This window comes from Armatimonadota bacterium (assembly GCA_035527535.1).
Taxonomy (GTDB): Bacteria; Armatimonadota; Hebobacteria.
In genome coordinates this window covers 1-19,910 of sequence record DATLAK010000129.1, presented here as the reverse complement: position 1 = coordinate 19,910, position 19,910 = coordinate 1, and the positions used below count along the sequence as shown (strand labels likewise).

The 19,910-nt window shown below is 66.5% G+C and carries 26 protein-coding genes; all 26 read right to left on the bottom strand.

Annotation, left to right across the window (positions count from 1 at the left end):
• Nucleotides 1-109: 109 nt before the first annotated feature.
• Nucleotides 110-343 (bottom strand): hypothetical protein, encoded by a 234-nt coding sequence (locus tag VM221_09325; protein HUT75015.1) that lies wholly within the window; start codon nucleotides 341-343, stop codon nucleotides 110-112.
• 98 nt (nucleotides 344-441) lie between these two features.
• Nucleotides 442-825, bottom strand: coding sequence for a hypothetical protein (locus VM221_09320; GenBank protein ID HUT75014.1), 384 nt, complete (start codon nucleotides 823-825; stop codon nucleotides 442-444).
• On the bottom strand, nucleotides 822-1,052 hold the full coding sequence (locus VM221_09315) for a hypothetical protein (protein ID HUT75013.1): 231 nt from the start codon (nucleotides 1,050-1,052) through the stop codon (nucleotides 822-824). The genes VM221_09320 and VM221_09315 overlap by 4 nt, the downstream gene beginning before the upstream one ends.
• Nucleotides 1,053-1,061: 9 nt before the next feature.
• The gene (locus tag VM221_09310; protein HUT75012.1) at nucleotides 1,062-2,945 is read right to left on the bottom strand and encodes a hypothetical protein; all 1,884 of its coding nucleotides are present in this window, start codon (nucleotides 2,943-2,945) and stop codon (nucleotides 1,062-1,064) included.
• Nucleotides 2,946-3,294: 349 nt separating this feature from the next.
• A complete protein-coding gene (locus VM221_09305) occupies nucleotides 3,295-3,621 on the bottom strand; it encodes a hypothetical protein (GenBank protein HUT75011.1) in 327 nt (108 codons plus the stop codon).
• A 345-nt stretch (nucleotides 3,622-3,966) separates the two neighbouring features.
• Nucleotides 3,967-4,137, bottom strand: a complete 171-nt coding sequence (locus tag VM221_09300) for a hypothetical protein (protein HUT75010.1) — start codon at nucleotides 4,135-4,137, stop codon at nucleotides 3,967-3,969.
• Nucleotides 4,138-4,184: 47 nt separating this feature from the next.
• Entirely contained in the window at nucleotides 4,185-4,592 is a 408-nt protein-coding gene (locus tag VM221_09295; GenBank protein ID HUT75009.1) for a hypothetical protein, read from the bottom strand.
• A gap of 289 nt (nucleotides 4,593-4,881) precedes the next feature.
• Nucleotides 4,882-6,387, bottom strand: a complete 1,506-nt coding sequence (locus VM221_09290; GenBank protein ID HUT75008.1) for a hypothetical protein — start codon at nucleotides 6,385-6,387, stop codon at nucleotides 4,882-4,884.
• 273 nt (nucleotides 6,388-6,660) lie between these two features.
• Nucleotides 6,661-6,867 carry an SEC-C metal-binding domain-containing protein gene (locus VM221_09285; GenBank protein ID HUT75007.1) on the bottom strand — a complete coding sequence of 69 codons (207 nt, stop codon included), beginning with the start codon at nucleotides 6,865-6,867 and terminating at the stop codon, nucleotides 6,661-6,663.
• 357 nt (nucleotides 6,868-7,224) lie between these two features.
• Nucleotides 7,225-7,479, bottom strand: coding sequence for a hypothetical protein (locus VM221_09280; GenBank protein HUT75006.1), 255 nt, complete (start codon nucleotides 7,477-7,479; stop codon nucleotides 7,225-7,227).
• A gap of 186 nt (nucleotides 7,480-7,665) precedes the next feature.
• Nucleotides 7,666-8,022: a hypothetical protein gene (locus tag VM221_09275; protein ID HUT75005.1), complete on the bottom strand. Its 357-nt coding sequence runs from the start codon at nucleotides 8,020-8,022 to the stop codon at nucleotides 7,666-7,668.
• Between the two features lies 1 nt (nucleotide 8,023).
• Complete coding sequence (locus tag VM221_09270; GenBank protein HUT75004.1) at nucleotides 8,024-8,902, bottom strand: hypothetical protein; 879 nt, start codon at nucleotides 8,900-8,902, stop codon at nucleotides 8,024-8,026.
• A gap of 267 nt (nucleotides 8,903-9,169) precedes the next feature.
• On the bottom strand, nucleotides 9,170-9,613 hold the full coding sequence (locus tag VM221_09265) for a hypothetical protein (protein ID HUT75003.1): 444 nt from the start codon (nucleotides 9,611-9,613) through the stop codon (nucleotides 9,170-9,172).
• Nucleotides 9,614-9,680: 67 nt separating this feature from the next.
• On the bottom strand, nucleotides 9,681-10,886 hold the full coding sequence (locus VM221_09260) for a hypothetical protein (GenBank protein HUT75002.1): 1,206 nt from the start codon (nucleotides 10,884-10,886) through the stop codon (nucleotides 9,681-9,683).
• Nucleotide 10,887: 1 nt separating this feature from the next.
• Entirely contained in the window at nucleotides 10,888-11,337 is a 450-nt protein-coding gene (locus VM221_09255; protein HUT75001.1) for a hypothetical protein, read from the bottom strand.
• Nucleotides 11,338-11,377: 40 nt separating this feature from the next.
• Entirely contained in the window at nucleotides 11,378-12,349 is a 972-nt protein-coding gene (locus tag VM221_09250) for a glycosyltransferase family 4 protein (protein ID HUT75000.1), read from the bottom strand.
• Between the two features lie 101 nt (nucleotides 12,350-12,450).
• Nucleotides 12,451-13,257, bottom strand: coding sequence for a glycosyltransferase (locus VM221_09245; protein ID HUT74999.1), 807 nt, complete (start codon nucleotides 13,255-13,257; stop codon nucleotides 12,451-12,453).
• Nucleotides 13,254-14,003: a class I SAM-dependent methyltransferase gene (locus VM221_09240; protein HUT74998.1), complete on the bottom strand. Its 750-nt coding sequence runs from the start codon at nucleotides 14,001-14,003 to the stop codon at nucleotides 13,254-13,256. Before VM221_09240 ends, VM221_09245 begins: the two co-directional genes overlap by 4 nt.
• A complete protein-coding gene (locus VM221_09235; GenBank protein HUT74997.1) occupies nucleotides 14,000-15,259 on the bottom strand; it encodes a glycosyltransferase family 9 protein in 1,260 nt (419 codons plus the stop codon). The genes VM221_09240 and VM221_09235 overlap by 4 nt, the downstream gene beginning before the upstream one ends.
• Nucleotides 15,260-15,311: 52 nt before the next feature.
• Nucleotides 15,312-15,659, bottom strand: a complete 348-nt coding sequence (locus tag VM221_09230; protein ID HUT74996.1) for an HK97 gp10 family phage protein — start codon at nucleotides 15,657-15,659, stop codon at nucleotides 15,312-15,314.
• 33 nt (nucleotides 15,660-15,692) lie between these two features.
• Nucleotides 15,693-16,034 carry a hypothetical protein gene (locus tag VM221_09225; protein HUT74995.1) on the bottom strand — a complete coding sequence of 114 codons (342 nt, stop codon included), beginning with the start codon at nucleotides 16,032-16,034 and terminating at the stop codon, nucleotides 15,693-15,695.
• Nucleotides 16,035-16,037: 3 nt separating this feature from the next.
• A complete protein-coding gene (locus VM221_09220; protein HUT74994.1) occupies nucleotides 16,038-16,610 on the bottom strand; it encodes a hypothetical protein in 573 nt (190 codons plus the stop codon).
• Between the two features lie 9 nt (nucleotides 16,611-16,619).
• On the bottom strand, nucleotides 16,620-16,997 hold the full coding sequence (locus tag VM221_09215) for a hypothetical protein (protein HUT74993.1): 378 nt from the start codon (nucleotides 16,995-16,997) through the stop codon (nucleotides 16,620-16,622).
• A gap of 203 nt (nucleotides 16,998-17,200) precedes the next feature.
• On the bottom strand, nucleotides 17,201-18,484 hold the full coding sequence (locus VM221_09210) for a phage major capsid protein (protein HUT74992.1): 1,284 nt from the start codon (nucleotides 18,482-18,484) through the stop codon (nucleotides 17,201-17,203).
• 74 nt (nucleotides 18,485-18,558) lie between these two features.
• Entirely contained in the window at nucleotides 18,559-19,359 is an 801-nt protein-coding gene (locus VM221_09205; protein ID HUT74991.1) for a hypothetical protein, read from the bottom strand.
• Nucleotides 19,360-19,691: 332 nt separating this feature from the next.
• Nucleotides 19,692-19,910 (bottom strand): hypothetical protein (locus VM221_09200; GenBank protein HUT74990.1); only part of this gene is annotated, 219 nt, incomplete at its 5' end.

Genomic DNA, 19,910 nt, shown 5'->3' with positions numbered 1-19,910 from the left:
CGCGCCTTGTGCCAGGCGTCAATCGTCGCCACGTTGCCAAAGGTGCTGGCGCTCTGGTGAATCACGATCGTGTCAATCCGCCGCACGCCTCTGCCTCTCACCTCACCTTTCACCTCTCACCTGCCCACCGGTCCCGTCTGTCCCCCAGCGCCTTCACATCGAGGCGGATCTCCTCCACTTGCTTCTCGATGTGCGCCAGCCGCAGATCCACCGTCGCCCGCTGCGCCATGCTCGCCCCCACCTCCCCTACCACCTGCTGCTCGCAGCGCGCCACCCGCCCGTCGAGACTGCTCCACACCCAGCCCAAGACCGCAAACATGATCACCGCGAACGCCATGAACATGCTCACAAATTGCCTGCCATTGCCGCTCATCTCTCACCCTTCACAGCCGCCGACCAATCGCCATCATGCACTCAATCAGCACCAGCACCTGCTTGCGCTCATACGCCTGCCACTTCGCCCACGAACGGCGTCAGCCGCACCAAATCAACCACCGATACCGTCAGCGTCTCAAGGCACTCGAAGGGTATAGGCTCCGCGTCAATCTCTACCTCTTCCCGTAGCAGCGCCTCGAAGTCGCGCCGAAAGTCGGCGATCCGCGCCCGCACCTGCAGGGGCGCCCCCGCCTGCCGCTCCGCATCCGTCTGCTCGTCGGCGTACTGCTCGACCAGCCGTATGCGCACCGCCTCGATCTCGCGCAGCTCGTCCATGAGCCGCCGCGCCAGCCGGTGCATCCGGTAGGCCAGGCGAAACTCCAGCGGCGCGGCCAGCAGGCGCTCCAGCGCCTCCCGCGCCTCGAATATCTCGCGCAGCGCGACTTTCACTTCAGCCCCTTCAGCGTCGTATTCGCCGCGTCCACGGCGTCTATCATGGCGGCTATCCGCGTCAGCAGGCCCAGCTTCTGCGCGTCGGTCAGGTTCAAGTCCGCATCGTCGGCGCGATCCTGCACGCGATTGCAGAACTCCAGGCCGATGAGCGCCTTCTGCCATACATCGTGGAACGCTAACTTGAGCGCGTTCAGCTTCGCCTGCTGTCCCGGTGTTAGAGCCATAACTGCCTCCTAGTAACCCACGTAGAGTCCATTCTTGAAAAGTTGCAGCGTACCGGCCTTGTCCTGAAATTGTCCGGTAGCGCCAGGCGTGCCGTCAGCCGAGTAGTAGCTGACCGTCGCAGGCGCCGTGTCGAAAGCACCAATCCGTATCCCGCCCACAACTGCGAGACCCGCATAGTGCAGCATCATGCGCTGCGAAATGGTGGTGCCCGCAAGCGGCGTCAATACCCAGTCCGCCAGGCAGCCCGCCGCGGCGTCAGTCCAGTTCTCGGCGGCGAGGAAGCGCATAGCGCCTTGGTCGTTAGCCCATGCGGTCGCCTTGTACCCGCCCGCCCGCAACTCCAGCAGCGCATCATTTAGCAGCACGGCGGACGGCGATGCTGCGCTGCCCCGCGACTTGCGCACATTGAGAATGGGGCTAAACGCATCCGCCGCGCTGCGCTGCCAGTTGATACCGTAGCGACTGGTGCCGCACAGCAGGTCAATATCCCAGGTGCCCGCCGGCGCCGCAATCCCGACGCCCAACGTGGCGAACTGCGGGCCGCTGGTCGTGAGCAGGGCCTGGTTGAGATAGGTGGTCACGTCGCTGTGGTCAGCAACGGTGAGCAGTCCGTGTGCGCGCGCATGAGCGATGATGCTCAGGGTTTCGTTACCCGCCGGGCTGTTCTCGGTGAGCGTGATCCCCGTGCCCGCCACGAGCTTGCCGTTGAGATAACCTGCTGTGGTGTCGTCGGACGAGACCTTGGCCTTCTCGTCGACGCCTGCCGCGTTCGCCTGAAATGCTGCGGTTGTTGCGCTCAACGCGGTCAGGACGTGCCCGGCGGTCAGGCCGCTAACAGTATGATCCGGCCCCAGAGCAGCCGAGGTCGCCAGGACGTGCGCCTGCGCATGGTGCGGTGCGCCGTTGCCAATGGCCGTGTGTTCGGTGGGCGTCAACACGTCAGCGAGAGTGAGTTCCTGGCCAGACAGGGCCAGCGCGGCATCACTACCCCCACCCAGCGTCACGGCGGCGTGATGTGGCGCCCCATTACCAATAGCGGTATGCTCGGTCGGCGTGAGCACGTCCGCCAGGGTCAACTGCTGGCCGGATAGCGCCAGAGCAGCATCGCTTCCGCCGCCAAGCGTCACCAAAGCATGGTGCGCATCAGCATCGTCTGCATGTGTCGCTATCAGCGCGTCGGCAATCGCGTCGGCTTCGGCGTCGGTGGTGTATAGCGCGTGGTCGTCGTCATCCAGGCCGGTCAGGGCGCCGTGATCGGTGACGCCGCCGCCGCCTGCCGCCAGCTCGCTCAGGGTCTTCGTGCCGGCCACGCCATCGGTCAGCGTCAGGTTCCCGCCGCCGTCGAAGGTGACGTACTTCGCGCCGTCATGTACCTCGTACTTCTCGGCGCGCGGGGCGCCCTCAAACTGCGGTGAGGATAGCCCGGCCAGGGTCGCCAGGCGGTCGGACAGCGAACCATACCCACCCCGCGCATCGCCTACTTCGCCGTCGCCAGCTTCCAATCGCGCATCAAGCGTCGAGAGTGAGCCATAGACATCGGAGTCGCGGGCATCAACCACCTCGCTCAACGTCTGCGAGCCGGAAACGCTGCCACTGCCGCCGCTACCGCCGCCCGTAGGTAGCCCCGTTGAGCCGCGGCCCGCCGGCGCGACAATGACATGCCGGTTCCCGCGCCCCCCGCCGACACGGGTCACGATAACCATGTCGCCAACAGCGAACGAGTAGGGCGTCCCGTTGTTGACATCGTAGAAGCGCTTGCCGGTGGCCGTGATCTGCACGTCATAGACCGCATCGGTCCAGACGGCCATCACCGTCGCGGTGAAGGTGGCGCGCTCATAGCCCGCCTGCCGCCGGTAACGGTCTATCCAAAAATCGCCCTTGGGTGGTAGCATGGTTCACCAAAGAAGAAGGCCGCCCCGAAGGACGGCCTAACTACTCTTTTCCCACTGCCGGATGCAGACTATGGCATGGCGTCCGGTTCTGATGCAGCAAGCATTTCAGCCTCTGAGAGACTTCCAGGTGTCGTCATCGAGGCCCGAGTTGCGCCGTATGCTTGCCAGAACGCCTGGCGTGAGGGAGCGTTTATGGCGAGGCACCTGAACCGTGTAGGTGCGCGAACCGTCGCTGCGCTCGAACAGGTCTCCATGCTTGCCTGATCGCTTGACTTGAAACCCGTTCTGTGTCAGGAAACGAATGATTGACGTGGATGAGATGGTAGACACACGGTCCCAGGTGTACGCCTCAGAGTGCAGCAGCCGCCGGAATCTCCGGGTGCCAATGATATGTGCCGAACCGACGGCTGGCGCCCTTTGGCACGCTGCTGCTCAGGAACTCCCGCAAGGCTTCGGGGCTGACCGGTCGGCGAAGTTGATCTTCGCGCCCCTCAGCGGCCATGTGCATGACATAGTCCTCGATTAGACTCTTGAGAACATCAATCGCTTGGCCTTCGGTATCGCCGCAAGCTGCTATGTCAAGATCAAGGCAGAGCGCGGAATACTGCGACCCTTCGCGTTTCACCACGAAGATCAGGTCAAGGACAATATGTCTGGTGGACTCGATGGCCATCACGATGATCGTGCGCTCCTCCGTGATATGTGTCCGTTACGCTGGTCGCTTGGCTAATGATACCATGCTTGCGAGGCGAACCCATGTTCTTTTTGTGGCACATCTGCCTGCACCGCGGAGAACGCAGAGGACGCTGAGCCGGAAATCACAAAGGCAGTCTCACCATCGCGGTGAAACCGCCTCATGTTCTTCCCGACGGATAGTTGTACCAGCAGTCACCCCGAGATGCTGGCGCTAATCGCCCCCGGAATGGGGGGTCGCGCCGGAATGCGCAGCAAAGCCCCGGCGCATCCCCGTCCGCGCCGAGGCTATGTCACAGAGCAGCCGCGGTCCCGCTTGTTCGCAGGATCACGCCAGCGCTCGGATTGCGACTGCCAAGCACAGCAGCCCGGCGCCGAAGGATACCACACGCATGATCGTTGCCGCCCGGTGCGCGGGACTCCGGTGCCAGAACTGCGGAATCGCGGTCGCTCCAACCAGCGCCACGCCGACGATGAAAAGCCCTACAGTGTATCCCATGATCTAAGACCCGGGAACCGTCGAAACCGCCCGCACCAGCGCCGCGGCTACGGTTGACGCGAACCCCACAGCAGCGCCACCACGCCATAGACGGCGACCACCGCGCCGACCGCCGTCACCACTTTTGACCACGTCAGGTCAGATAGCGCCTGTTCGCGATGCTTGCGACTGATGGTCGTGGCGAGCTCGCGCTTGCCCGTTTCCTCATCCGACAACCGCGCCGACGAGGCCGACTCCTGCTTGCATTCGCGCAGCGCCTGCCTGCGACCCCACCACCCTAACGCCAACAGTATCAAGCCACCGGAGACAACGATCCAGCAGGCGTGAGGCGTCCCGGCCCGGGCCTGATTCACCAAGTCCCGGAAACATGCCAACGCGAAGAGCAGTATGACCACGCTCAGCAGACCAAGCATGGCCCACGAAGGCCCGGTTCCTGTTTCGCCCTGCTCGCGCATGGTCGCCCCCCCCAGACTGGGTTGACCATGTTTACATATAGCATACTGGTGGCAGGGTGTCAACCAAACGACAGCCTCATCCACAGCCCAACAGGGGCCGCAACGCACTGAATCCACTCCCGCGGCGCCAGAAGACGGGCCAGCTATTCCCACTGCTTTCGCATGGCGCGCAGATCCCGCTCGGACCTTCCGCAAAGATCATGCCCTGCGCTCCACGGCCCCTTTCAGCCCCACATGCGGCTAGGTCCCGATTCCATCGGGACCGCCGTGGCGGGTCGATTCGTCGGCCCTAGCCATGCGTCGTATCCCGCACCAGTTCCAGCGTGCTCAGGTTCGGCTTCCCGCGTTCGTAGTCAATCTTGTGCGAGACGATGATGTAGTCCACCGCCAGCGCCGCCGCTCCCCCGTACTTGTCCAGGTTCACAGTAATCAAGTCGCCCGGCTCATGTACCAGGTTGCACGGCACCACCAGCGTCGCCGGGTAACACTCATTCGCCAGCCGCTGCGCCAGGTATTCGCAGTCCGCATCGGCGCTGGCGTAGTCGTTTTGCTCCTCGATCACGCCCTCATAGCCCGCCGCCGCAAGCGTGGTGTTCGTCGCCGTGCCGCTATACTCGGCACCCTGCGCCTGCCGCAGATAACCCCACACCTGCACCGCGCCGCCGTTGTCGGCGTCCGGGCTGCCATGCCAGTACGCGCGGATGATGCTCTGCTCCGCATAGGGTGCTTCCCGCATCCCCTGGTAGGCCACAAGGTCGCAGTGCTCCCAGAACCCCTCGCCGGCGGGTTGGGCGATGTAGAGGCCCCCATAGGCCTCCGGCGTGGGGCTGGCGGTGAAGTAGAACTCGCACAGTTGCCCGCTCCCCCATTCGCCGATGTAATGCTCGATAGGGCCTATCTCCGGGTCGGCGTTGAGGTGAATGCAGTCCCCCTCCCATATCAGCGTCGGCGTGGCTGCCAGTTCCGGCACCGCCGCCAGTTCGTGGGCGATGACGTTGGCGATGCTCGCCATGCTCTCCGGCTCCTGCCACCGCTCCTCGAAGCTCACCAGCAGCGGATTCGCGTGCAGCGCGCCATAGGTCCAGGATGACGCGGCGGTCGGGATGATAGGCCCGCTCACCGCCTTGCCCTCCCAGTTGAAGCGCAGGTAATAGTGCTTGACGCCCAGCAGTTGCCCGATGTCCGCCATCGGGTTGAAGGTGCCGGGCTTCCAGGCGGATACCACGTAATCGAGCGCGGCTAGGTCAATCTCGCCCGCCGTGAACCCGACGGCCGTCTGCTCCAGGATGTCCGTCACCAGGGCATTGATCTGGCGGGTCGCGGCGCTGGTGCGATAGCCGCCCCCGCCGCCGGTAGGCTGCGCCCGGCCCAGCTTCGGCGTCATCGTGATCTCGTTCAGCCACGCCTTACGCCCGGCGTCCATGCAGCGCAGGGTGACGACCTCGGGGTCGCCGCGCTTCACTGTGTTCGACGCCTGCACGATGTAGCCCAGGAAGACCTGAATCAGGTCGGCGGGAGCGTTCGTCATGGAGACGCGCACACGATGGCCGACGTCCGCCGGCGGATCGGCCTGGTTGCACCACAGCAGCGAATAGAGCCGGTCGGGGTTGGCGAGGGTGATCTGCGCCTCGTCCGCGCGGCCCTCCATCGTCTGCGTGACGGACACCGCCAGGACGTTCGCACTCACGTCATGCCAGGATGCCGCGTACTCGATCTCCACCTTGCATGACGGCGCGTGCGTGTTCGCCGTCGTCGCCAGGGTGTCGGTATAAGAGCTGTCCAGGGAACGGGACATAGCGCTTCCGGAGCCTCTGAACTCAAGCGAAAGGGCCGCCCCTTCAGGGGCGACCCCATGTCAGACAACCTACCTATGGTGAGCACAACGACTATGGACTACGACGCGGGCGACAGCCCCGTGAGGCCCGCCAGGACCCTCTGACGTAGGCCAGCAGCAGCTGACTCCCGCCGACCGTACAGATGACCGGTCAGGATGCCTCACGCATTCTGGTCAGTTTGTCCGTCCGTCGGTAATACACGCGAAGTCGCCGGACTCTTCGCCAGTGCGTTCCTAGGCGCTGCGACCACAACACTTTTTATACTTTCTGCCGCTACCGCACGGGCAAGGATCGTTTCGCCCCACCTTCGGTCCTGACGATCGCTCTGCGCTTCCAGAAGGCACGAAATCAATGGGGCCTCCTGACGGATGTCTGAACGAGAAAAGCGTCTTCCCCGTGTCGGAACTGACCGCGAAGTCGCCCTGTCCAATTACATCCATGCCGATAAGCACATCGCAACCCATGAGATCCCCGTGGGTGACGCGCACAGCTGGAAACGACACGCCATTGGGAAGGAAGAGGCTTACTCGGTAGACTAGGGCCTGCGTCTGACCCCTAGCGGTAGAAACCTGCGCCACGCCAATTGGAGCCAACCCACACTCGTCAACCACTGTCTGCGAGATTACACACCCAGTCGCGCCGGTGTCCCAAATGCCCACGTATGATTTGGCGCGTGACAGGGCTTCCTGGGGCTTGATAGAATCACGATCATCAACTGGCGGGCCAATCTTGACCTTAGACTGAAGGCTCCTTGATATTCCGTTATACCGAACCGTGAGACACTTATATTCCATTGGTCATACAAAAGCCACCCTGGAATGGAAGGCTTGCGTGTAAGCGTCAGTTCCGGCTCGGCATTCTTGAACGAGGAACGTGCCTAATTCGTGGAGACCAGTCGCTTCCCGTATGGCTTCCGCTTCAGAAGCGTAAGCTCCGATAACCTTGCGGCCCTTGATTACTATGAATTTTCCGTCATACTGCGTGACTAGTTCTTCCTGGTTCTTCAGGTAGAAGTCGAACTCGTCTTTAAGGCTCGCATTTTTCTCCGGCATTGCCAGTCCCTCTCTCTGTCTTCTGTTGTACCCGGTAGGCCGTTATCCTACCCCGCTCAATGTGTAGTTCCACGTTCAAGCGATAATCATGCAGTGAGGTAGGAATGGAAGTGCTTGTCCCCCATAGCACCTTTCCATATACCAGTTCCGACCCTCACATGTCAAGCACACTGGCGTTTGGCAGAATTAGCTCCTTACACTCATCGTCATTCGCACCCCGCGTAAGCCCGCCGGGTCGCGGCCCTGCGCCTCCAGCCCAATCACCGCCACCGTGAACGTCCCGCCGCCGATGTCCGGGTTCAGGGTGTAGGTGGTGACTACCTCGGCCATCGCTTGCAGCGAATCCCACATGGCGGTATCCATGCGCTCCCACTCGAAGATGATCTCCTGGCCCGCAGTCACCACCGCCCATTGCCACAGGATGTTGCCGGTGAGGGTATCGGCGCTCGCCGATGACTTGCGCTTGAGCAGGCTGTTCGCGTCAATGCCGGTGACTCGCGCCGGGTCGAGCGCGAACGTGTAGCTGCCGAGAACCATAGCCATGTCACACCCCGCTACGCCTGTCCGTCCAGCCTAGCCGCCGGTTCACCTCATCGGCGATGATGCCGCCGGCGTCCCGAATCGCGCGCTCGTCGAGGTTCTGCGCCGAGATGTTCACCACGAACGCCCCCGGCTGCACGCTCACCGCGCGGAACTGCCCGCCGCCGATGCTGCCAAGGCCTGCGCCCGCCAGCGCCGGACTGAGCGTGGCCGGCGCATTCGTGCGCAGGGCCATCGCCGCCGACACGCCCGCGCGGAAGTGCTTGGCGAAATCGAAGCCCTGCTTGCGCGCCCAGGCGTCGTGCACCGGGTTGTCGAACCCGAGCCACGACCCGATCATGCCCAGCACCTTCCCCACACCGCCGAAGACGCCGCCCAGCAGTCCACCCACTCCCCCGAGCAGGCCGCCCCCCGCCAGGCTCAACGCATCGCGCATCGCCGATGCCGCTCCGCGCGTGTCCACCACCATCTGCAGCAGCCGCTGCACCGCGATCTCCACCAGGTCGCGCCACAGCCCGCGCCAGAAATCCCGCAGCCCGCGGCCGTCAACCATCATCGCCGCCAGCGCGCGCCCGAAGCGGTGCGTCATCCGCCCCAGCGCGGCGTCGGCCGCGGCGTCCATTGACTCCCAGGCGCCGCCCCAGTGCCGCTCCAGATTCGCCGCCGACCGTCCCAACGCGCCCACCGCGTCGGTGGTTCCGGCCAGCCCTCGCGTCGCCCCGTCGGCGTAGTGCTGCGCCGCCGCCCCCGCCTGGCGGAAGCGCTGCTCCTGTAGCGCCAGGCCTTCCGCCGACCGCGCGAGCAATTCCTGCGCGCGCCGCAGGCCCGTCTCCAATCCCGACAGGTCAGCCCGCAGGCTGACCGTCATCATCCCCAGGTCCACCTTGGCTCCTCCGCACCACCGCGATGCCCATCGCCGCTAGCGCCTGCCTCTCGGCGCCGTCTTCCTGCGCCGCCAGCGCGCGCTGTAGCCCAGCCAACTGCTGCTCGTCGCCCCACACCGCCAGGCGAATGGCGGCGACCTCCCGCCCCAGCGCCGCCCGCCGCCGCGCCGCGATGGCCTCCGTCAGCAGTTCCGCCTGCGCCGGCGTGACGCGATCGAGGATGTACTCCGTCGTCCACCCGTACTCGCTGCACAGCAGATCGAACGTCAGCCCCCAGCCGGCGCCCCCTGCGCTCGCCGCTTGAGGCTCTCGAGTTTTTTTAGTATGCCCGGCAGGTCGTTGACCTCGAGCACCGCCGTGATGATGTCGAGCAGCACCGGTGCCGACACGTTGGCCTCCAGCCACTCCGCATCCACCGGCTCCAGGCCCGTTTCCCCGCGGCGGCGCAGCGTCAGCGCCAGCACCTCCGGCAGCTCCGCCAGCGCCACCGGCGCCAGCTCCGGCAGGCTGACCTGCGTCATGTCCTGGCGCGCCCCCAGTCGTCCATACGCCTCCGCCAGCCGGTCGCCCACCAGCTTGTAGTCCCGCAGCACCAGCGGCCGCACCACCACCGTCGCGCCCGCTACTTTGAACTCCACCTCCCGCGGGCACAGCGTCTCCCGCTGTTCCGCGCTTGTTCCATCATCGCCCCGGCGACAGCAGTCACCCATGCGCGCATCTCCTTCCACCGGCCGCGGCGCGTTCCGCCCACGCGCCGCCGATCAACCACTCCGGCCCTCAGGCGAAGTTGAACTGCCCGTCGTCGTCCTCGATCGTCATGTACTTGAACCCGGCACCCCGGCTCGGGTCCTCGACCAGGACGAACGTCACCGGGTACACCGTCGCGTTATCCTTGGCGTAGGAGTGCGCCGAGGTCTCGATCGCCACCGCCTTGTGGCAAGTGATGGTGCGCGTGCGGTCGGCGCCGGGCGCCTTGCCCGTGAGCACCAGCGTGTGCTCCGTCACCGCGCCGTCGCCGCCCAGGTTGAGGGTCGTCTTCGCGCCTGCCGTGCTCAGGGCATAGGTCGGTTGCCCCCACGCGATGCGCAGGTTCTCCAGCGTCGCCTCTTTGAGGTTGGCGCTGATGGTCATGCGCTCGGCCACCCGGTCCACCCGCTGCACGCCCATGCGCTGATCCACCGTGTGCTCGACGTGCGTCGGCTCATAGGTCACACTGACGCCGCCGTCGAGCGCCCCCACATTGGCCCCGTCTACCTGCAGGTCGCGGGCGCCCACCAGGATGTTGGCGGAATTCATGCTTACCTCCCCGGCCAGAACTAAGTTGCCGCTGTATTCGAGATACGAAGCGGGGCTGGTTTCAGCACCATAGCCCTCGCCATCAGCCAATACGTCATCGCCGTTGTAGGCGAATGTCGCCGTGCCGGTTGTGGCCTCCGTGCGCTCCATCCATACCTCGGCGACCACGCGGTCCCGCAGGCGCACCTCCACGTCGGTGGTCAGTGCCGGTAGGTTAATAACCTGCCATTGGCCCCAGTAGGGTGGGGCGATTTGTGGGTCGGGATCGCTGATCCCACTCACCGCAGTCGTGGCTCCGAACAGCGCACAGACCTTGCCTACGCCCGGGCGCCATAGATACACGTAGGCGCGCAGATAGACCTGCTCCAACGCCTCCGACCACCCGGGCCACACCAGTTCCGTTAGCCCGTCCAACCCCCCGGCTAGCGTAAACTGCCCGGCCACCTCCAGCGTTTGCGATGCAAGCGCCGGAGACAGGAAGATGCGCAACAAGTCGTATCCGTCGCAAGTTACGCAAGCGGCAAACGCAGTTGCCACATCGCTGTGGGCACCCACTGACCGCGACATCATCCGCGCGATGAGGCGGTCGCTTCCAGCGTGACCATTGTCCTCGTCGGTCGTTGCCGTACCGACAGGCCGTCCCGCCTGTTGAGCGATGGTCGTGCGCAGGTACAGTCGCGTCGCCATGTCACAGCGCCTTAACGATGAACCGGAACCGCAGCGCCTGCGTGTACGCCCGCCGCTGCTCGTCGAACCGCACCGGCGACTGGAAATCGTCGAAATGGCTGGCGTAGCTATGCAGCCCCGAGCTTGTCAGATCCGCGCCGTGGAACACTTCTTTCAAGCGCTCAGCGATGGATGACAGCAGCGCATCCCCCGCCGCTCCGCCGCCGACCACCGACTCCGGCGACCACACACTGAAGCGCACCGTCACCACCTGGGGCGCGCGATTCCCCTTCGCTTGATCTACCGGCTCCATCCGCGCCGACCACAGGTCGTAGGCCACGCACGGATAGCCCATCGGCTCCGGCTGGTAGCCGCGCTTGATGCGCCGGTCCGCCTCCGAATGCCCCACCAGCGCCCCCAGCTCGGCGTCCGCGGCCGCACGCTCATATATCGCTCGCCACAGCTCGTTCATGCCAAATCCATGGGTCACCCCGACTGGTCGGGGTGACTATCTATGGAGCACAGCCGCCCCCGGCTGTGTCCCTCCTGCGCGTCTGCCGGCCCAGGTATTCCCTCCACCTCCCTGCGAAATCATCAAAGCCCGCGTGCTGCTCCGCCCAGCGCCGCGGCTGATGTGACTCCCTGCGCGCGAGCACCCGTTCCAGGGCAGCGCAGTAATCCTGCGCCTCGAAACCCTCCACGATCTCCCCTATCTGCGCCGGCCGCTCGTTTGCCAGCATCCCCACCGCGCTCGCCACCACCGGCAGCCCGCACGCCGCCGCCTCCTTCAGCGCATAGGAGTCCCCTTCGTGCCGCGATGGAAAGAGGAACCCATCCCCCCGCTGAAACGCCCGCGCCTCCATGCCGATCTGCGCATCCAGGTATTCAACCGATACCTCGCCCTCCAGCAGTCGGGCGACCGATCCCACAATGTTCTCGCCTTTGCTATAGCCCTTGCCCGCGTACAGCACCACCGGCGGGTCATTCGGCTCGCCCTCGACCGGCCGGAACACCTCCAGGTCAACCCCGTTCGGGATGACCGCCACCGGGTCCGTGCCGTGATAGGTCCGCACCTGCCGCGCCGCCGCCTGGCTTACCGCGACCACCGGGAAGCGCCGGTATTCCGCACCCTGCGCCGCTATCAACTCCGGCTTGACGCCACCGCACGCCGCCGCCAGCCCCGCCCACGTGCCGTGGCACACCACCGTCACCGGCGCGTCTTCAGGCAGGCCGCAGCTCCAAAAACCGTCAACGATAATGCGGTCATAGTCCCGCACCTGCGAGCCGACGTGCTTGCCCAGACGTTCCGCCTTGACGTACTCCGGCGCGCCGTCTAGCTTTGGCTCCGCGCAGTCCGCCCATGCCCAGTGCCGCACATCATGTCCGCCCTCAAGCAGCGCGCGCTTGAGATACCAGGCCCACTTCGGGACGCCGCCGGGATGCCCGTCCTCGCGCCGGCAGTAGGTTATGATCCCAACACGCATTGCGCAGGTCCGACTCCTCTCCCGTCCAAGGAGAGGTCTGCCCGCCGGAGCCTCGGCGAAGAAGGGCAGAGCGATGGTCGCCGCCGTCGTTCAACGGCAGATCATGCACTGAAGCTCCGGCCACAGACCGCCTGGCATCCCAGCGCCCCGCCGCGCAGGCGCTCGGTGAAGAGCGCCTCGTCGGCGGTTCGCAGCTCGTCTCGCGCCAACGCCCGTAAGCCCCCGTGGGGACATCGTTCGTGGCGTGCAACCGCGGCGGTGTCCACCAGCAGCTTCCATCCCGCCAGATGGAGCCGATGCGTGAAGTCCGTTTCCTCGCGGTGGGCTTGCTCGGAGTACCATATCGCGAAGCCGCCCACCGCCAGCGCCGCCTCCCGCCGGTACATGAAGCTCGAATACAGGTGCTCGGCCTCGACCGGACGCGCGCGGTCCCACCGAAAGAAATGCGCCGACGCCTCGCCCCGCAGCATCCCGTCAATCGTGAGGCTGTAGCCCGGGCCGCCGATGCGCTCGATGGCGACGGGCTGCGCGTTGGCCGGCGGCGGATAGACACCTCCGACCGCCCCCACGTCGGGCCGCCCGACCAGCACCCGGTGCAGCCGTTCTACGAAATCCGGCGCCTCCAGCACCAGGTCATCATCCAGCCGCAGGATCACCTCCGGCGGGTGCGGGCTGGCTTGGGTCAGCCATTCCAGCGCCACCTGGTGCGCCCGCGCCGGCCCCTGCCGCGGCCCGCGGACGATCTCGACCGGCACGCCCAGCCGTGGCACGACCACGCGACCGGCCTCGCGATTGTCATCAACGATCGCGAGCCGTTCCGGCAGCACCGTCTGCCGCCCGATGCGGTCCAGCAGTCGCGCCAGGGATTGCGGCCGGTCGCGCGTGGGGATAGCGATGGTGAGGGTCATGGCTTCCCGCCTGATGGCCGGCGGCCAAGGTCACCTGCGGACTGGCGAGCAAGCCTCAGCACCCGCGCCCAGCACGACCCACGGTTGACCCACTCCAGGCCGAACTGCCCCTCCAGGAACTGCTGATAGCCTTCATTCGTCCAGCCGCCGCGCAGATGCAGGGGATTATCTTGCGTCCCTTCGGGAAATGACCACGACGCGAAGAAGACGCCCCCCGGTCGCAGCCGCCGCAGCAGCTCCGTCGTCACATGCGCCGGATCGAAGACATGCTCCATCACCTCCAGGCACACGATCGCGTCGTACGCTTCCCGGACCGCCAGCGCCTCCGGCTCGCACACCCGCACCTGCGGCATCCGCGCCGCCAGCCGCTCCACCACCCGCCGATGTCGCCCCGGCAAATCGCACAAGGTGACCTGGTATCTGCTGGTCGTCTGCAAATGGAAGCCAAACGCTCCCACGCCGCAGCCATAGTCAAGCACGGACTGGCATCCATACCGCGCCAGCCATTCATCACATGCTTGCGGCCAATCCTGCTCCTGCGCGAGCAGCGCCCGCCCCAAGAGATCATAGGTGACCGCATGGCTGGTCTCGTAGAAGCGCCGCAGCCCCTGCGCCGACAGCTCGCGCTCGGCCCAGTAGGACGCCCACTCCGCGCGCAGCAGCGCCGCCGCATCGGCCATGCGCGCCTCCACCTGCGCCCGCGCCTCGCCGCTGAACCCGCACCATTCGGCCACGAAGTCAATCACCGGCGTTGCCCGATTCGGATCCGCCCCTCGCAGATGCTTTCGCCCTCCTCCGCCGGCGCGCCGGAGCCGGCCTCCAGCGCCCTCCCGACCGCCTCCAGCACCTGCGTGGGCGCCATCGCCTCCATGCACGGAAACCCGGCGTGGCCGCGAGGGCAGCGCACATGCCAATCCCGCTTCGCGTACCAGCATCCGCGGCACGCCAGCGGCGTGACCACCACCTGGTGCCCGGGGTAGGCGAAGCATACCGGCGGCGTCGGCCCGAACAGCGCCACCACGTTCGGCTGCCTCACCGCCTGCGCCATGTGGATGATGCTGCCCTCGGTGTCCACCACCAGCCGCGCCCCCTCGATCAAGCCCGCTGCTTCGCGCAGCGTCGTGAACCCGCGCAGGTCGTGCGCGCCCTCGATCAGATCCTCGCTCGGCCAGCCGAGCTGGAACACCTCCAGCCCGCGCTCGCGCAGCCCCGCCACCAGCCGCCCCCAGTGCGCCGACGGCCACATCTTGGCCATGCACGAGCCGCCGGCGCCGTTGTGCGTCACCACATAGTCCCGCCCACTGAGCAGCCGCGCCAGCTTGCGATCCTCGGGGCGCAGCCACAGGCGCACATCCTCCACCGAGCCGCGGCAGCAGATGGTGTCATTGGTCAGATCAATCAGGTTCCGGCCCAACGCTGCCAGGCGAGAGTTGCTGTCATACCAGTTGTGGTAGTACCAGGCCAGGGGCAGGAAGCGCTCGCGGCACTCGTGCGCGTAACCCTGATAGTCCGGGTTGAACACCCAGACCTTGGCGACGTAGCGCAAGTCGTAGAAGATGTCGAAGCGCTCGCGCAGGTCGCGCACGATCTTGAACCAGCGCGATCCGCAGCGCACGACCAGGCGGTCAATCGCCGGGTGCCCCGCGAGAATGCCCGAATTATCGCGCACAAAGGCCGTGATATGCGCATGGGGGAACCTCCGCCTGATCGCCAGGCAATGCGCGGCGAGCATGAGATCATCGCCAATGCCGCCGACGCGCACCACGCCCACATGTAGGGGCGCAGCATGCTGCCCCCGCCCTGAATCCGGCCGCCGACAGGGATCCGCCGCGGGATCGGCCGCCGTGATCCCCTGCGTCGTCGTCGGCCCCAGCAGGTAGTACTGCGTCGGCGCCGCCAGCTCGCGCTCCACCTTGTGGCCGCGGATGAAGGCGTACCCGTCGTCGCGAAATGCCTCCCCGTGCTGGATCACGAAATCAGGCATGACAAGCAGGTGTAGCACAGGCGTCTCTGGATCCCGATCTATCGGGGCCCTCGCCTGTGTCCCTCCGCGCCTACCCTCTGAGTGCGAGGTCGCGCACCCTCCGCGCCAGGGCCGGCCCCCACCGCTCCAGCGCCGGAAACAGAAACGGCCGCGGGGCGACCTTCCCCAGACCCAACTCCACCGCCGCCGCGTAGGGCGCCGACGCGCTCACCCGCGCCTCAATAATGCCGTCCTCGGGGGCGCGGCACACCTCCACGCCGATGCTCGCTCGCAGGCGACCGCTTCTCACCGGGCAGTCCGCCCGCGCCTCTTCGGCAATTGCTTCCGCGCACTCCAGCAGTGCATCCTCCACCGCCGCGCGCATCCCCGCTTGCGCCCGCGCCAACCCCATCTCCACCTCGCGATCAACCCTCTTCATGCAATCCTCGCACCACCGACCACTGACCGGCGATCACGCCCCCGGCCCCTTCGCCCTCAGGAACACCTCCACGTGGTGCGGACCGCGCATGGTCGCCACGATGTTCCCCGGCCAGTCGGGCCCCAGCACGACGTACACCGCCGCGCCGTCCACCACCTCATCCCCGGCGCGCAATTCCCGCGCTTCGCCGAACAGCCGGTGCGTGCTCACCACCTGCTCGCCGTGGGAATCACGCACCAGCTCGCCGGCGGAACGATAGATCCGAGAGCGGTAGTCCTCCATCACCACCTGCCACGTCACCGCATCGCCCCCGAGGCCGTCCGCAGTGACTGCCCGCCGGCGCACCACCACCGCGCTCGTCAACAGTTCCCTCACGCCTCACCTCACCGGCCGCGCCAGCGCCACCCGGTAGGGCTCCAACGCCGCGCGCAGGTTCGGGGGCAACCCGTCGCCGTCGGTCTCCCCGCCGTCATAAGTCACCGCATAGTCGCCGACCCGCTCGCTCGTGACCTGGCGGCCGCCGGCCCCGCGCGCCTGGTAGAGGGCGGCGGTCCATTGAATCGCCGCCTGCTCGACGTCCCCCGGGATGCTCTCATAGCCCGCGCGGTATGCCGCATAGACGTTGCGCGCGCCGAGCCCGAAGCCGCCGGACTTCAGCCGTACCATCCCCGCTTCGGGGTAGAGCACATAGTCCTCGGCCGTCGTTTCGGTCCCGTCCTGCGACAGCGCGGACACCTCCACCACCGGCCGCTGCGCCAGCAGCAGCGTGTCGCCGCCGTCGCCGTCGTGGTACTCGGCATAGTCCCCGAGCGCGAAATCACGCCCGCAGTAGCGGCGGATGCCATCCGACGCGCGCGCCACCAGGTCCGTCAGCAGGTCCTCATCCGCGCCCGCGCTCAGGTCCAGGTACCGCTGCACTGCGCTCAAGCTGGTCAAAGGCGCATCGCTCATGTCCGCCCCCTACTTGCGCTGCCCGAGCACCCACAGCCGCCCGCTGCTCATGCTCGTGGCCGCGCTCGCGCGCACGGTCATGCCCGCGCCCGCGCCCCCGGCCAGGCCCAGCTCCCCGAAGTCAAACTCTTTCTCCGCGCCGCTGGCCGCCAGGTCCTGCTCCCACATCACCTCGCCCTCGGCATCTATCATCAGCAGCCCCGCGCCCGAATACGTCGCCTTGGCGACGACCTTGCGCACGACTACCGCTTCGTCGCCCGCGCCGGGGGCGACCCACACCGACAGCTCGTTGTTCGCCACCGCCGCCGACGACAGGCTGAAGCCCCCGTCGAACTCCTGCGCCAGCAGCAACTCGCGCTCGCTTTTCCATTTGCGTAGGTCAGACATATCTCGATACCTCGATGGGTGGGCGGGGTCCCGATCGCTCGGAACCCCGCCCGGGTGGAGGCAACGCCCCCGGCCTCGCCGCGGCCGGAGGGGACGAACCGCGACGCGCCGGGGACTCCGATTGTGCACAGCCGGCCAATCATGTGGCGGCTAGGCCTCCGGCCGCTGTGTTCCCGCATGAGCCGCGGTCTCGCGGCGACCCCTTACACGTTGCGTGCGTACCCCAGCGACCCCGCCCCGTAGGCGTACGCCAGCGCCAGCCGGATCGAGCACACCAGGAGGTTCATGTCCTTCTGCACATCCCGGTCCATCTCGATCTTCAGCCGCCGCCGGTAGCCGACATACACCCCCGGCCGGTAGGCGAGCACGCTCTGGCGCTTGGTGTTGAGATCGGGATCGGTCTGGACGATGCCGTCGCCGTCGCAGTCCCGCAGCTTGGAGGACATGATGACGGGGATCCCGTCAATCGCCCCCAGTTGCCCCGTCAGCACCGTCGCCTTCTCGCCCAGCTTGTCCATGGTCAGGAAGCTGGAGTCGGTCAGCACCGACAAGTAGTGCGTGGGCGACATCAGCCACACCAGCTTGGTGGGATCCACCCCGTACTCGCCGATCGCCGCGCGCAAGCTGCGCATACCTGCCAGCAGCCCGCCCGAGGCGTCCACCTGGTACGCCGCGTCCCCGTCATAGACCGTGCGCCGCAGGCCCACCAGCGCCCGCGTTACGTCATAGGAGTTGGCTGAGCGGTTGATGTTGAGGTTCTGGGTGGCGGTGGTGTCGCCGTTGACGATGACATCCTCCTCTGCCTCCGCCAGTGCGCTGGCGATGTTCTGCTTCAGCGTCGGCACCAGCGGCGCCACGCTGTCCTCCGTCAGCTCGCCCGAGAAGTCCACCTCGCACATGATCTTCTTCGCGTCCAGCTCCATGTACGCGGTGGCGGGGTTGCTCGCCGCCTGCACCGCCGTGTTCTCCTGGCTCACGAAGTACACCGTCGGGTCGGCAGTTATCTTGGGGATGCGGTAGGTGTCGCTCGGCATGTCAATCGTCGGGAACATCGCCCGCACCTTGCTCGCCAGCCGCACCTTATCCACGATGTCCTGCGCCAGCTCGGTCGGCACCCATTCCTCGCCCGCCCCGCTGCCGGTCGAGGTCATCGCCTTGCCGTGCACCAGCAGCTCCACCAACTGGCGATCGGCCTTGCTCAGGTTGCCGGCGCGCTCACCCACCGGGAACACGATGCGCGGGCTCAGCTTGATTCCCTCCAGCACGCTCGGCAGCGTCTCCGGCAGGAGCTGGCGCACCTGCGCCTTGACCTCCTCGACGATGCGTCGGTTCAACGCCTGCTGCTGTCCCCGCGCCTCCGCCGCGATGCGCTGCGCGGTCGCGCTCACCGCCTGGCGCAGCTCGCCCTCGCCCCCCTCATCGGGCAGCGAATCCTTCGTCACCATCTCATGGGACGCCGCCGGCATCCCTTGTTCGATCTCACTCACGGTTGCTCGTCCTTTCTCGTCTTTCGATTCGCAGGGGCGCACGGCGTGCGCCCTGTCCGTCTCCGGTCTCGAGCTCACGACCTTGGGTCAGCCAAGTGTGCAGCGACTAAGCGGTCCAACTGTGCTTGCTTGATCGCGCGCTCGATGTCGCCGGGAGTAGGTGTGCGTGGTATGTACGATCCCGCGCCCAGTCTGCGGACGCGCGGCATGATGATTCCGCCGAATGATTTCTGCGCCATCGCCGCCTTCAGCTCGGCGTCATACTGGCAGCCCAGATAGACGATGCTGCCTTCGACCGCCTCCGCGGGTTGGGCCTCAGAGCGGGTGTAACGGGCGGTGGCGACTACCCGCCCCCCGCCGACGTCGTAGGCCTGGCCGGGGTAGTGCTCGCACTCCCAGCCGAACCACGACTTGCCGCAGATGTCGCACACCAGGTCCTGCGCGCGAAAGCCGATGCTGGCGTAGCGATAGACGCCGCCGTCGAGCTGTGCGCGGTGGTGCTCGTTATCGCGCGTCTTGACGATGTAGTAGGACGGGCGCAAGTGGGTCACCCCGCGCTCGTCGCCCCGCAGCCGCGCATCGAACCACAGCCCCAGCGGCAGCGACCCGTGATCGTGGCCCGCCAGCAGCGACTTGCCCGGCAGGCTGTCCGCGAAATCCGCCAGCACCGCCACCGTGAAGCGTTCGAACGCTCGGTCCACGCGGTCATTGCACAGGTCGCACTCGCCGACGTAAACCTCGTCCGCCGCCAGCGCCCGTCGCGCGAAGCGGTTGACCAGCTCCAGCTCGGCGCGCGTCGGCGCCGCGCTGCGGCGCCCATTGACCGCCACCGCCTTGTAGAACACGCTCGGTCGGCTATCAGTCCACACCGCCATCTCCCGTCTCCTCACCCCGTGTGGCACAGCCGCCCCCGGCTGTGTCCCTCCCGCGCCCTTTCGTCATCACTTCCGGCTTCAGCCCCGCCAGCACCCGCCCGCACGCCGGGCACTTCCCTCGCCGCTCGCTCGCCACCGACACCACCCGCCGGCACTGGGGGCAATATGCCAGCCGCCCTCCGCAACTGTCATTCCGATCGGCTTGTCCCCCGTAGCTCCTCGCTGACATAGCCTCTTGACCCTCATAGCTTAGGTGAACGGGGGAGCGAAGAATCTTCCCCTCGTTTCCTGCAGTGTCCCTCAATTGCTGATCCGGCGTTTCCCATCTGCGTTCATCTGCGTTCATCTGTGGTTGAACCCGTCCGCTTCAGCCCCTCGTACGCCGCGCTCACGCGGTCCGCCGATTCGGCGGCGCTCAGATTCTCCGCCACCGCCGTCTCCAGCGCCGCCGCCGCGCACGCTCGCCCCTGCTGCACGCACCGGGCGGCCAGGGCCTCCGCCTCCCGCGCGCCCGCCGATCTCAGCTCGGCGGCGAAGCGACCGGGTTCGGC

Bases quoted from the DNA above. Each gene is read 5' to 3' on its own strand.
- VM221_09325 (HUT75015.1), bottom strand. From the start codon at position 343: ATGTTCATGGCGTTCGCGGTGATCATGTTTGCGGTCTTGGGCTGGGTG.
- VM221_09245 (HUT74999.1), bottom strand. From the start codon at position 13,257: ATGACCCTCACCATCGCTATCCCCACGCGCGACCGGCCGCAATCCCTG.
- VM221_09285 (HUT75007.1), bottom strand. From the start codon at position 6,867: ATGGATGTAATTGGACAGGGCGACTTCGCGGTCAGTTCCGACACGGGG.
- VM221_09315 (HUT75013.1), bottom strand. From the start codon at position 1,052: ATGGCTCTAACACCGGGACAGCAGGCGAAGCTGAACGCGCTCAAGTTA.
- VM221_09295 (HUT75009.1), bottom strand. From the start codon at position 4,592: ATGCGCGAGCAGGGCGAAACAGGAACCGGGCCTTCGTGGGCCATGCTT.
- VM221_09265 (HUT75003.1), bottom strand. From the start codon at position 9,613: ATGGGTGACTGCTGTCGCCGGGGCGATGATGGAACAAGCGCGGAACAG.
- VM221_09260 (HUT75002.1), bottom strand. From the start codon at position 10,886: ATGGCGACGCGACTGTACCTGCGCACGACCATCGCTCAACAGGCGGGA.
- VM221_09220 (HUT74994.1), bottom strand. From the start codon at position 16,610: ATGAGCGATGCGCCTTTGACCAGCTTGAGCGCAGTGCAGCGGTACCTG.
- VM221_09275 (HUT75005.1), bottom strand. From the start codon at position 8,022: ATGGCTATGGTTCTCGGCAGCTACACGTTCGCGCTCGACCCGGCGCGA.
- VM221_09310 (HUT75012.1), bottom strand. From the start codon at position 2,945: ATGCTACCACCCAAGGGCGATTTTTGGATAGACCGTTACCGGCGGCAG.
- VM221_09290 (HUT75008.1), bottom strand. From the start codon at position 6,387: ATGTCCCGTTCCCTGGACAGCTCTTATACCGACACCCTGGCGACGACG.
- VM221_09300 (HUT75010.1), bottom strand. From the start codon at position 4,137: ATGGGATACACTGTAGGGCTTTTCATCGTCGGCGTGGCGCTGGTTGGA.
- VM221_09215 (HUT74993.1), bottom strand. From the start codon at position 16,997: ATGTCTGACCTACGCAAATGGAAAAGCGAGCGCGAGTTGCTGCTGGCG.
- VM221_09255 (HUT75001.1), bottom strand. From the start codon at position 11,337: ATGAACGAGCTGTGGCGAGCGATATATGAGCGTGCGGCCGCGGACGCC.
- VM221_09230 (HUT74996.1), bottom strand. From the start codon at position 15,659: ATGAAGAGGGTTGATCGCGAGGTGGAGATGGGGTTGGCGCGGGCGCAA.
- VM221_09205 (HUT74991.1), bottom strand. From the start codon at position 19,359: ATGGCGGTGTGGACTGATAGCCGACCGAGCGTGTTCTACAAGGCGGTG.
- VM221_09250 (HUT75000.1), bottom strand. From the start codon at position 12,349: ATGCGTGTTGGGATCATAACCTACTGCCGGCGCGAGGACGGGCATCCC.
- VM221_09280 (HUT75006.1), bottom strand. From the start codon at position 7,479: ATGCCGGAGAAAAATGCGAGCCTTAAAGACGAGTTCGACTTCTACCTG.